Annotated in this window: 9 protein-coding genes; all 9 read left to right on the top strand. The window is 47.1% G+C overall.

What is annotated here, in order from left to right:
• Positions 1–59: 59 nt before the first annotated feature.
• A complete protein-coding gene (locus ACLTOH_RS03330; RefSeq protein WP_191835412.1) occupies positions 60–1484 on the top strand; it encodes a glycosyltransferase in 1425 nt (474 codons plus the stop codon).
• Positions 1481–2497 (top strand): glycosyltransferase family 2 protein, encoded by a 1017-nt coding sequence (locus tag ACLTOH_RS03335; protein ID WP_022313595.1) that lies wholly within the window; start codon positions 1481–1483, stop codon positions 2495–2497. The genes ACLTOH_RS03330 and ACLTOH_RS03335 overlap by 4 nt, the downstream gene beginning before the upstream one ends.
• Before the next feature lie 101 nt (positions 2498–2598).
• Entirely contained in the window at positions 2599–4005 is a 1407-nt protein-coding gene (locus ACLTOH_RS03340; protein WP_022313596.1) for an undecaprenyl-phosphate glucose phosphotransferase, read from the top strand.
• 17 nt (positions 4006–4022) lie between these two features.
• Positions 4023–5255: an LCP family protein gene (locus tag ACLTOH_RS03345; RefSeq protein ID WP_412223378.1), complete on the top strand. Its 1233-nt coding sequence runs from the start codon at positions 4023–4025 to the stop codon at positions 5253–5255.
• A 178-nt stretch (positions 5256–5433) separates the two neighbouring features.
• Complete coding sequence (locus tag ACLTOH_RS03350; protein WP_412223380.1) at positions 5434–6372, top strand: glycosyltransferase family 2 protein; 939 nt, start codon at positions 5434–5436, stop codon at positions 6370–6372.
• A 2-nt stretch (positions 6373–6374) separates the two neighbouring features.
• Complete coding sequence (gene glmS / locus ACLTOH_RS03355; protein WP_022313599.1) at positions 6375–8201, top strand: glutamine--fructose-6-phosphate transaminase (isomerizing); 1827 nt, start codon at positions 6375–6377, stop codon at positions 8199–8201.
• A 207-nt stretch (positions 8202–8408) separates the two neighbouring features.
• Positions 8409–9857, top strand: coding sequence for a S1C family serine protease (locus ACLTOH_RS03360; RefSeq protein ID WP_412223382.1), 1449 nt, complete (start codon positions 8409–8411; stop codon positions 9855–9857).
• A 319-nt stretch (positions 9858–10176) separates the two neighbouring features.
• Positions 10177–11760: an ATP-dependent Clp protease ATP-binding subunit ClpX gene (clpX, locus tag ACLTOH_RS03365; protein ID WP_337418027.1), complete on the top strand. Its 1584-nt coding sequence runs from the start codon at positions 10177–10179 to the stop codon at positions 11758–11760.
• Between the two features lie 656 nt (positions 11761–12416).
• Positions 12417–12635 (top strand): cation transporter, encoded by a 219-nt coding sequence (locus tag ACLTOH_RS03370; RefSeq protein WP_412223383.1) that lies wholly within the window; start codon positions 12417–12419, stop codon positions 12633–12635.

The following is a 12635-nucleotide window of genomic DNA, read 5'->3' on the forward strand; positions in this document are numbered from 1 at the left end:
TTTTAAGAGCGAATCGCCCGGGAAGGGCGATTTGCTCTTTTATAAAAGTGGAGGTATCCGTGGCAAAGCTGAACATAGCAAACCTTAAGAAAACTCTATATTATTTGCAACGCAACGGCCTGAGGGAAACCTGGATCTCTGTAAGGGAACGCCTGACAGAGACAGACCGCTATTTTTATGTGCCCTGTCCGGAAGAGGAACTGGAAAGGCAAAGTTGCAGAAAATGGGATAATCCGGTTACACTCAGCATTGTGGTGCCGTTGTACCGTACCCCGGAAATCTATCTGAACAGAATGATAACAAGCGTTATGCAACAGAGCTATCCTCACTGGGAACTGATTCTGGCGGATGCCACAGAGGATCACAGTGTGGAGGAGACGTTGACAAATCAGGGATTCCTGACAGAACGGCTCCTGGAAAATGCGGAAACTATTGCAGCGGATGCAAGGATCCACTATATACACCTTACGGAAAATGCCGGAATTGCGGCGAATACCAATCAGGCATTACCCTATGCAAGGGGAGAATATATCGGCCTGCTGGATCATGATGATGTATTGACACCGGATGCTCTGTATGAGATGGCAGATGCTATTACCAAAGCAAATGACAGAGGTGTCAGAGTCGCATTCGCTTATTCGGATGAAGACAAATGCAACGGGGATGAGACAAAATATTACGATCCCAACCATAAAGAAGACTTTAATTACGATTTAATCCTGAGTAATAACTATATCTGCCATTTTCTGGTGATGGATGCAGATCTGATGAAGAAACTGGCATTCCGGCCAGAATGCGACGGTGCCCAGGACTATGATCTGGTGCTGCGGGCAGTGTCAGAGGTGCTGGCTGCAGATGGCCGCTCCGGGGAGGAGAGAATTCTTCATATTCCCAGAGTGCTGTATCACTGGAGATGCCATGAAGCATCTACAGCAGCCAATCCCCACAGCAAGAAATATGCTTACGAAGCGGGGCTGCGTGCACTGCAGGATTATGCGGCAGAACGTGGGATCCCGGCAAAGGCAGAGGAGACCAGACATGTAGGATTTTATCGGTTACAATATACAGAGGTATTACAGGAGAGACCGGATGTGGCTGCCGTAGGTGGCAGAGTGCTGTCTGGGAAAAACCGCGGCAGGATCGCCGGCGGCAGAATGACTGCGGACGGAAAGGTGTTCTACGAGGGACTGCCGAAGGACTTTGGCGGTTATCTTCATCGGGCGGAGCTGTCCCAGGATGCAGAAGCGTTAGACCTTCGCTGCATCAGGATCCGGTCAGCTGACAGGGAATTGTTTGAAAAAATCGTGGGAGTGCCTTATACGGAAGTAGTAAGAGGTCCGAAACAACAGCCGGTATTTGACAGCTCCACACTGCCTGCCGGGGCAGATATCCGGCTTTTAAGTCTGCAATTATCGGAAGCATTACGAAAACGGGGAAGACTGCTGTATCTGCCGGAGTATCCGGAGAAATGGGAGAGACTATGAAGGAAGTAACCGTCGTTATACCCAATTACAACGGAATGAAATATTTACCGGAATGCATGGCCTCCCTGTGTCAGGGACAGGAAAATGCACCGGAATATGAAGTGCTGATCATAGACAATGGTTCTGCTGACGGGAGCGTGGAATATCTGGACAGCGAATGGTGTCGCAAAAAAGAGGCACCGGCAGAAGAGGGGGGGAAACCGCAGGTGCGTCTGATCGCCCTGCCGGAGAACACCGGCTTCTGTCATGCGGTGAATCTGGGAATCCGGGAGGCACGAAGCCCCTATGTGATCCTGTTGAACAACGATACCAGAGTAGAAGCTGGATTTGTGAAAGGACTGTATGATGCCATTCGGAAGGATGAAAAGATCTTTTCCGTCAGCGCCAAAATGCTTATGTGGGATAAGCCAGAGCTGCTGGATGATGCGGGAGACCGCTACTGCGTTCTGGGATGGGCATATTCCCGGGGAAAAGGCCGGCCTGCTGTGGATTATGACAAGAATGTCAGCATATTCTCAGCCTGTGGCGGAGCGGCAATTTACAGACGTCAGGTATTTGAGGAGATCGGCTATTTTGACGAAGCGCATTTTGCGTATCTGGAAGATCTGGATATCGGTTACCGTGCCCGGATCTACGGCTATGAGAACCGGTACGAGCCGACGGCATCCGTTCTGCATTACGGCAGTGCTTCTACGGGATCCCGCTACAATTCCCGAAAAACGGAACTTTCTTCTTCCAATAATATCTATGTCATCGGCAAAAATATGCCGCTACTACAGTGGATTCTGAATCTGCCGTTCTTTTTGCTTGGATTTGGCATAAAATTTCTGTTTTTTTGTAAGAAGAGAATGGGAAAACTATATTTAAAGGGATTGGCCGAAGGGTGGAAACGTACCGTGGGTCCTGTGGGAAAGCAGGCAAAGGTGCACTTTCAATGGAGCCATCTATGGAATTATGTGAAGATTCAGTGGCAATTATACCTGAATGTTTTTCGAATTCTTATGAAATCTTAAGAAATTGCTTCATAAATTCTTAAGTTGAGAAAAAACCACCGTTATTGTAGAATGAAATCGTTGAAAAGAAGCTTTTCGGACTTAAAGATTGGGTGACCCGTATGATAAAAGACAACCAGAAAGTCTTTAACAGGCTTCTTGTGATAATAGATGCGCTGATCACGGCAGTATCTTTTGTCCTTGCCTATTATATCAAATTTTATATCTTAAATGACGGTCCGGGGATCGGTGTCCTGCCGGTGCAGGATTATTATATGCTGCTTCCCTTTATTGTACCCGGTTATATGTTCCTGTATTACCGGTGCAGTGTGTATTCCCCGAAGCGTACGGTTCGCCGTAGACATGAGATATACAGTATCCTGCAGGCGAATACCATTGGCCTGGCGGCTTTGATCATTATTTTGTATATGATCATCCGTGAGATCAATTTTTCACGATCCGTCATGGCAATTTTTTATGTCCTGAATGTTTTTCTGACTTCCGTATTCCGTATCATCATGCGCAAGGCATTGCGTTCCATACGGAAAAAAGGATACAATCTGAAGCATATTTTGCTGGTAGGTTATTCCCGGGCGGCGGAGGAATATATCGACAGAATCCTCAGCAATCCCCAATGGGGATATGTAGTGTGTGGTATTCTGGATGAGCACATCCCGGGCGGCACGACCTATAAGGGAGTGAAAGTACTGGGAACGCTTGGTAATCTGGAATACATCCTTCCGGAGAACAAGCTGGATGAAATCGCAATCACACTTTCCCTGAAGGATTATGATTATCTGGAAGGTGTGGTGGATATCTGTGAGAAATCCGGGGTGCACACCAAATTCATTCCGGATTACAGCAGTCTGATCCCCAGCAGACCCTATACGGAGGATCTGATGGGATTACCGGTGATCAATATCCGGTATGTACCGCTGACGAACACAGGCAATATGGTGATCAAGCGGGCAATGGATATCGTTGGTTCCATTTTCGGTATCATTATTACCTCACCGATCATGCTCATATCAGCAATTCTGGTAAAGCTGTCCAGCCCGGGACCGGTGATCTTTAAGCAGGAACGGGTAGGACTTCATAATAAGCCGTTTTATATGTACAAATTCCGCAGCATGGCAATGCAGACGGCGGCGGAAGAGAAAAAGGGATGGACGGTACGCAATGACCCCAGAGTCACCGGTATCGGTAAGGTTCTCAGACGTACCAGTATCGATGAACTTCCCCAGCTGTTCAATATCTTAAAAGGAGATATGAGTCTGGTCGGTCCCAGACCGGAAAGACCGCAGTTTGTGGAAAAGTTCAAGGAAGAGATTCCCCGTTACATGGTAAAACATCAGGTACGGCCGGGACTGACCGGATGGGCACAGGTGAATGGCTTGCGCGGTGATTCCTCCATCAAGAAGAGAATCGAATATGATATTTACTATATTGAGAACTGGACCATTGGATTTGATATCAAGATCATTCTTATGACGTTCTTTACAGGATTTATCAATAAAAATGCTTATTAGTACAAGGAGAAGACAAGATGGCAACAAATTCTAACAACAATGGCGGCAATGGTCAGAGACCTGCCGGAAGCAGAAGAAAACCTTCCGGAAGCGCACAGAGACCTACAGGACAGAGACCCGCCGGAAGCGGTCAGAGACCTGCCGGCAGTGGACAGAGAACCGGAGCTGCGAACGGACAGAAGAGAATGTCTGCCAAACAGCGTGCAGCCAAGAAGAGAAAAAAGGTTATCATCTTTGGCATAGAGATCGTAGTGATCCTGTTCATGGTAGCATTATTGTATCTGGTAATGACTCATACCAGCAATGAGGGCCCCAAGGTAACCGTTCTGGAGACAGAAGAACTTCAGATTCCCGAAGAGGTGCAGCAGGATGAAACTATGAAGGGCTATATGAACATTGCCCTGTTCGGTGTGGATGCCACCAAGGAAAGCCTGTTGTACAAGGGCAGCCGAAGCGATAGTATCATGATCGCCAGCATCAACATGGATACTGGTGATATCAAACTGGTCAGCGTATATCGTGATACGTACCTGAATACCGGTACGGATTCCTACCAGAAATGCAATGCCGCTTATTCCTATGGCGGAGCAGAGCAGGCGGTTAAGATGCTGAACATGAATCTGGATATGGATATTACGAACTTTGTGACCGTAGGCTATAAAGGACTGAGCGAAGTGATCGACGGTCTGGGCGGTATCTATATTGATGTGGACTCTGAGGAGATCAAGCATATCAACAACTATCAGATCGGTATTGCAGAAGTTTTGAAATGCGATTATACACCGGTAACTGAGACCGGTATGCAGCTGTTGAATGGTCTGCAGGCTACTGCTTACTGCCGTATCCGTTATACCGCTGGTAACGACTTTAAGCGTGCTGCCCGTCAGCGTGAAGTCATTCAGGCAATCGAAGATCAGGCAAAGAAAGCAGATTATGCAACATTGTCCAAGGTATTCAACAGTGCCATCGACGACATTTACACCAGTCTGGATTCCAAGGACATCCTGGATCTGCTGGGCAATATTTCAAATTATCGCATAGTGGACGAAGGAGGTTTCCCCGAAGAGACCATGCGTGACACCGGCAATATCGGTGCAAAGGGAAGCTGTGTTATTCCGGTAAATCTCGAAAGCAATGTAGTATGGCTGCATCAGTTCCTGTTTGATGATGCCAACTATTCCGTAACCAGCAACGTGAAGGAATACAGCAATAAGATTGAATCTGACACATCACCTTATATGAATAAGTAAGAAACAGTGTATAGAGTAAAGCAACAGGAATACAAGGGAGTCTTCCGGAATCTGCCGGGGCTCCCTTGTGCATTACCCAGAAGGTTATAAGCCTTTTGGACAGTAGGAAAAGGCTTGTGCCGCAATAAGAGTTAAAGTATAATGAACCAGAGATTGGAAAAGTGAGGAGCGCTCTGACATGGAGATAGATGTGATCATTCCCCTGTATAAGCCGGGAAAAGAATTATTTACATTATTAGATAAACTGGGCAGTCAGAGCGTACCGGTACATCAGGTGATTCTTCTGAATACGGAAGAAAAATATTTTGAACAGCTGATCTACGGAATCAGATTTCTGGAAACCTATCAGAATATCAAGGTATACCATGTATCCAAAAAAGAGTTCGATCATGGCGGTACGAGACGGATGGGAGTAAAAAAGTCTTCCGCGGATGTCTTCGTGATGATGACACAGGATGCCATGCCGAAAGATGACAGGCTGATCGAAAAACTGGTGGAACCCCTGCAGGGGGAAGTGGCGGTGGCCTATGCGAGACAGCTGCCCAGAGAGGATTCGACACCGGTGGAGAGCTATACCAGAGAATTTAACTATCCGGCAAAGTCCCGGATCAAATCGGCAGCAGACCTGGACAGCCTGGGGATCAAGACCTTTTTCTGCTCCAATGTTTGTGCGGCCTATCGCCGGGAGATCTATGAGGAACTGGGCGGGTTCGTCAGACATACGATATTTAATGAAGATATGATCTATGCGGCAAAGGCGGTGGAAGCAGGATACTCTGTGGCTTATGCGGCGGATGCGCAGGTGGTGCATTCTCATAATTATACCAACGGGCAGCAGTTCCACAGAAACTTTGACCTGGGAGTATCGCAGGCAGAGCATCCCGAGATTTTTGCAGCATATCCTTCGGAGTCCGAGGGAAAACGAATGGTGAAAGATGTGACGGTATATTTGCGCAACAACCATATGTCTGCCGGATTGCCCCATTTTTATATGCAATGCGCCTGTAAATATGCAGGTTATTTACTGGGAAAGAACTATCGCAGGCTCCCGAAAAAATGGGTACTTGCTTTTACTTCCAACAAGGAATACTGGAAACAGAACAGAAAGGATGTATGACTATGTGTGGTATTGTAGGTTATATTGGAACAGAACAGGCAGCACCGATCATTCTGGACGGTCTGTCCAAGCTGGAATACCGTGGATATGATTCCGCAGGTATGGCGATTTTTGACGGTGAGAAGATCAACACCAGAAAAGCAGTGGGAAGACTTAAGGTTCTGGAGAACCTGACCCATGGCGGAGAGAATATGAAAGGAACCTCCGGTATCGGACATACCCGTTGGGCAACTCACGGAGCTCCCAGCGATATCAATTCCCATCCGCATATGAACAATGCCGGAACCATTGCCGTGGTACACAACGGCATTATCGAGAACTATATTCCCCTGAAGAAAAAGATGCAGGATAAGGGGTATCAGTTCGTATCCGAGACTGATACCGAGGTATTGGCACATCTGTTAGACTATTATTACAAGGGAAATCCTCTGGAAGCCATCACGAAGGTGCTTCATCGTGTGGAAGGCTCTTATGCGCTGGGAATCATGTTTGCAGATCAGCCGGATAAGATTTTTGCAGCCCGCAAGGACAGCCCGCTGATCGTAGGAAAGAGCGACAACGGCAGCTTTATCGCTTCCGATGTTCCTGCGATATTGAAATATACCAGAACCGTATATTACGTAGACAATCAGGAAGTTGTGGAATTACAGCAGGGTAGTCTGCGTTTCTTCTCCGTGGATGAGGAAGAGATCGAGAAGCAGCCGGTGACCATTGACTGGGATGCCAATGCGGCAGAAAAGGCTGGATATGAGCACTTCATGCTGAAAGAGATCTATGAGCAGCCGAAGACCATCAACGATACCATCTCTCCGAGAATCAAGGATAATGATATTGTGATCGAAGAGCTGAACATGAGTGATGAAGAGATCAAAGAGATCACGAAGATCCATATTGTGGCCTGCGGCTCCGCATATCATACCGGAGTTACCGCAAAATATGTGATCGAGGGTCTGGCAAGAATCCCGGTAGAAGTGGATGTGGCCAGTGAATTCCGTTATCGTGATCCGATTCTTCAGAAGGGTAATATGGTCATTGTCATCAGCCAGTCCGGTGAGACGGCAGATACTCTGGCAGCACTGAGAGAGTCCAGGGAAAGGGGCTTCAAGGTACTGGGCATTGTCAATGTGGTGGGAAGCTCCATTGCCAGAGAGGCAGACAGTGTTATGTATACCTGGGCAGGTCCCGAGATCGCAGTGGCTACCACCAAGGCTTACAGTGCACAGCTGACGGCACTTTACATGTTGGCTATGAAATTCGCCAGGGTACGTGGTACTATTGATCAGGAGAAGTTCGCCGGTATGCTGACAGATTTAAGATGCCTGCCGGATCAGATCGAACTGCTTCTGGGACAGAAGGAGAAGATCCAGCATTTTGCCAACCGTTACGTGGGAGCAAGAGATATCTTCTTCATCGGACGCGGTATTGATTATGCGATTTCACTGGAAGGATCCTTGAAACTGAAGGAGATCTCCTATATTCATTCCGAGGCTTATGCAGCTGGAGAACTGAAGCATGGTACGATTTCTCTGATCGAAGATGGTACGCTGGTAGTGGCTTTGGCAACCCAGCCGGATCTGTTCCAGAAGACCATCAGTAATATGGTAGAAGTAAAAGCAAGAGGAGCCTTTGTTATGGCAGTCACCATTGAAGGCAACAAGGCCATTGAGAAAGCGTCGGATTATGTAATATACATCCCCGAGACCAATCCGTACTTTACCAATTCTCTGGCAATCATTCCTTTGCAGTTGTTCTCCTACTATGTGGCAGTGGGACGCGGCTGTGACGTGGATAAACCCAGAAACCTGGCAAAATCCGTTACTGTTGAGTAGAGTGTAATAACTTACCCATAGAGAGACTGAGGACTGCTTGCAGGCAGAACAGACTCTCTGTTTTTTCAGGATTCATAATTGCTTCAGAAAGTTATCACAATTCGGACACAATTGACGGATATACTGTGTTCATAAGGTGAGAGGAAGAAATGAAACAGGTAATGGTAAAAAGAGTTTCTCACTTGCAACAGGATAGGAGGAAGCAATATGTACGAGAATAATAATTTTTCCGGTTACGGAACCGGCAATGAAAATACAACCGGTACATTCAGTGGAGCAGATCTGAATGAGACAAGAACAGAAAACAGTTATGGCTATGAAAATCATAGTACTACCCAGAGTGCAGCAGGAAGCACCAATGGTTACACCACTTATCAGATGGGCGGAACCACAGGCAGCAACAATACGGAGCCTAAGAAAACCCAAAAACATGGCGGTTACTTCCGGAAGGCAATGGTAAGTGTCAGCCTGGGATTGTTCTTCGGACTGTTCGCAGGAATCGGTTTCTATGCAGTACAGCAGGGAACCGGGATGTTTACGACCAGCACAGATACCGCAGTGGTAGATGAGATCGCTTCTGAGGCAACGACAGAAAGTACCCAGAGTGCACAGCTGGCTACCAATGTTACTTATGTAGAGTCCGATGTATCCAATGTGGTAGAAAAAGTAATGCCTGCCATGGTATCCATCGTAAATAACTTTACCGAGACAGCCAATGTCTTCGGACAGCAGTATACACAGGAAGAAGCAGCCAGCGGTTCCGGTATCATTGTAGGTAAGACCGATGATGAACTGCTGATCGTATCCAATAATCATGTAGTAGAGAGTGCAGATACTCTGACCGTTACTTTTATCGATGGCAGTGAAGCACAGGCACAGGTCAAAGGACTGGATTCCGATATGGATCTGGCAGTGATCGCAGTATCTTTAAATGATCTGAGTGATGATACCAAGAATGCCATTACAGTAGCAACACTTGGCAGCAGTGATGATCTGAAGCTTGGTGAGCCGGTCATCGCTATCGGTAATGCCCTTGGCTATGGTCAGTCTGTTACCAACGGTATTGTAAGTGCCCTGAATCGTGAGATCACTCTGGAGAACGGCTCTACCGGTCTGGAGAACGGCTCTACCGGTACTTTCATCCAGACCAACGCAGCCATCAACCCCGGTAACTCCGGCGGTGCACTGCTGAACATGAATGGTGAGGTTATCGGTATCAACTCCAACAAGATCGGTGGTACTGCCGTAGAAGGTATGGGATATGCTATCCCGATTACTTCGGCAAGTCCTATCATTGCAGATCTGATGGAGCGTCAGACCAGAACCAAGGTAGCTGAGGATGAAGTCGGTTACATCGGCATCTTCCCGCAGGAAGTAACTTCCCAGATCTCCCAGATGTACAACATGCCGGAAGGTATCTATGTAGTATCTGTAGAGGAAGGCAGCGCAGCAGCCAATGCCGGTATCATGAAAGGTGATATCATTACCAAATTTGACGGCAGCAGTATCTCTTCCTACTCTGATCTGCAGAAAACGTTACAGTATTATGCGGCCGGTGATTCCGTAACCGTAACGGTACAGAGACCTCAGAACGGTGAATATGTATCCATCGAGCTGAATCTGACACTGGGCAGCAGACCTGCAAGCCAGAAATAAAGAAATAACAGGTAAATAAAAGGAAATGGAAAGAGACCCGGGCGAGACATATGGTTTTGCCCGGGTCTTGTAATATTTACCAAAATATGAATAGTTATAAATGGTTTAGAAAAACTTAACTTGTGCCCCGCTACTTCATTGAGTATAATAAGCGTAGGCAATGAGAAGTGTCAGACACGGGTATTATGCAATATGACTGCTTGCAGGCATTATTGCGTAATGGCCGGGGATGATAGGGCGAAGCCCGGATATCGAGGGAACACGAAGTGTTACCGAGATACACTGCGGAATAGTGGTAGGAAACAAAGAGGAGAATAACATGACAGATAATTATAATGATGATTATAGAGAAGTGATCCCTAAGGAGGAAAAAACAGAGACCGATGTGAGTGAAACTCAGGATAACGAAAAAAATAACGGAAACACACAGGTGGCGGATACTGCAAAAGAAAATTCCACCGAAAAAAAGTCAGAGGACAAAAAGGACAGCAGCGAATACGAAGATGTCTGCTTTATCTGCCGCAGACCGGAGAGCAAAGCCGGCAGAATGTTCAAGCTGCCCAACCATATCTGCATCTGCGATGATTGCATGCACAAGACCATGGAGACTGTGAGCCAGTTCGATTATCAGGGAATGTTGAACAATCCCAATGATTTCAACCAGTTTAACGGACAGAACGGATTCCCCAATATCAGTTTTGTGAATCTGGCGGATCTTCAGGGAGACGGCGGTATTCCCAACAAGCAGAAACTCAAGAAGAAAAAGAAGGCGGAAGGTCCCAAACCGGTATTCAATATCAAGGACATTCCGGCACCTCATAAGATCAAGGCCAGTCTGGATGAATACGTGGTAGGACAGGAAAAAGCCAAGAAGGTCATCTCCGTAGCAGTATACAACCATTACAAGAGAGTGGCCACTGACACTATGGATGAGATTGAGATCGAAAAGTCCAACATCCTCATGATCGGCCCCACCGGTTCCGGTAAGACCTATCTGGTAAAGACACTGGCAAAACTTCTGGATGTGCCTCTGGCTATTGCTGATGCCACCTCTCTGACTGAGGCCGGTTATATCGGTGATGATATCGAGAGCGTGGTATCCAAATTGCTGGCAGCGGCGGGCAATGACGTAGAAAAGGCGGAAAAAGGTATCATCTTCATCGATGAGATCGACAAGATCGCCAAGAAGAAAAACACCAACTCCCGGGATGTCAGCGGAGAGAGTGTACAGCAGGGTATGTTGAAGCTTCTGGAAGGTGCGGAAGTGGAGGTGCCGGTAGGTGCCAACAGCAAAAATGCCATGGTACCTCTGGCAACGGTGAACACCCGCAATATCCTGTTTATCTGCGGTGGTGCGTTCCCGGATCTGGACGAGATCATCAAGGAGCGCCTGACCAAGACCGCATCCATCGGTTTCAACTCAGAACTGAAGGATAAATACGATAAAGATACCGATATTTTATCCAAGGTGACTGTGGAGGATATCCGCAAGTTTGGTATGATTCCGGAATTTATCGGTCGTCTGCCGATCATTTGTACTTTACAGGGATTGTCAAAGGATATGCTGGTGAAGATCCTGAAAGAGCCGAAGAATGCGATTCTTAAGCAGTACCAGAAGCTGTTGGAGCTGGATGAGGTAAAACTGGAGTTCACAGACGATGCCCTGGATGCCATTGCCGAGAAGGCAATGAAGCGCGATACCGGTGCCAGAGCTCTGCGCTCCATCATCGAGGACTTCATGCTGGATATCATGTATGAGATCCCGAAGGATGATAACATCGGAAGGGTTACCATTACCAGAGAGTACATTGAAGGAACCGGCGGTCCCATCATCGACATCCGCAGTAATGAGATCCTGGAACCCGTGGAGAATCTGAAGCAGATTCCGGTGGAAGAGAAATAAATTGAGAGTTAGTGAAATACATTGGCAAAATCCACGAACTCCCGGAGCATGCGATACACATGTCTCGATGTAAGGTCTCCGGATGTGAATTTTCTACGAAAAGTGATGAGTAGTTCTCGTCATGACGGGGCCGCCTACAGTCGACATCCATGTCGACAATCGGCTGACGCGGACATCGTGTCCGCTTTCCCCCTGCCTTTCAGCACTTTTCTAGAAAATATCAACATCCTCCGACAAACATCTTCGACATGGCACCGCATACGCCGGGAGTTCTGCGTTTTGGAAAGCTTTCAAAAAAACCAGTAGCCCCGGCTGGGTATAAGAATAAGCAGTGCCGTAAGCAGACGTCGGTACCATAGCGTCCCAAGGGACGCATTGCGGTCGTATTGTGACCGCTTATGTACCGCTACGCTCTGCGACAGGAGCGCATCGTACTAAAGTACGAGCGTGCCGCGTTTCTTATACCCTGCCAAGGGCTACGGGATTATTTCACTAACTCTCAATTTACAAAACATTTAAAAACAGTATTGACTTTTTCCAGGCATATGGTAATATAAACATATGAACAGTGGTTCATATGAATGAATATTAAAACTAAATGCAAATCATTAGCAACTAAACAAAAAATGCGAATGGAGAAAGAGGAGGATATTACCATGAAGAAAACTTACAAGATAGAAGTAGACTGTGCAGCTTGTGCTCTGAAGATGGAGGATGCAGCGAAGAAGGTAGAGGGTGTTACCGATGCAACCGTCAGCTTCATGACCCAGAAGATGAAGGTGGAATTTGCCGATGACAGCGATGAGAAGGCCGTTATGGAGAACGTGGTAAAAGCCTGCAAGAGAGTAGAGGATGACTGCGAGATCTATTTATAG

Origin of the sequence: Waltera sp. (assembly GCF_046969025.1) — a bacterium.
Taxonomy (GTDB): Bacteria; Bacillota; Clostridia; order Lachnospirales; family Lachnospiraceae; genus Acetatifactor; species Acetatifactor acetigignens.

Bases quoted from the DNA above. Each gene is read 5' to 3' on its own strand.
- glmS (WP_022313599.1), top strand. From the start codon at position 6,375: ATGTGTGGTATTGTAGGTTATATTGGAACAGAACAGGCAGCACCGATC.
- ACLTOH_RS03345 (WP_412223378.1), top strand. From the start codon at position 4,023: ATGGCAACAAATTCTAACAACAATGGCGGCAATGGTCAGAGACCTGCC.
- ACLTOH_RS03370 (WP_412223383.1), top strand. From the start codon at position 12,417: ATGAAGAAAACTTACAAGATAGAAGTAGACTGTGCAGCTTGTGCTCTG.
- clpX (WP_337418027.1), top strand. From the start codon at position 10,177: ATGACAGATAATTATAATGATGATTATAGAGAAGTGATCCCTAAGGAG.
- ACLTOH_RS03340 (WP_022313596.1), top strand. From the start codon at position 2,599: ATGATAAAAGACAACCAGAAAGTCTTTAACAGGCTTCTTGTGATAATA.
- ACLTOH_RS03350 (WP_412223380.1), top strand. From the start codon at position 5,434: ATGGAGATAGATGTGATCATTCCCCTGTATAAGCCGGGAAAAGAATTA.
- ACLTOH_RS03335 (WP_022313595.1), top strand. From the start codon at position 1,481: ATGAAGGAAGTAACCGTCGTTATACCCAATTACAACGGAATGAAATAT.
- ACLTOH_RS03360 (WP_412223382.1), top strand. From the start codon at position 8,409: ATGTACGAGAATAATAATTTTTCCGGTTACGGAACCGGCAATGAAAAT.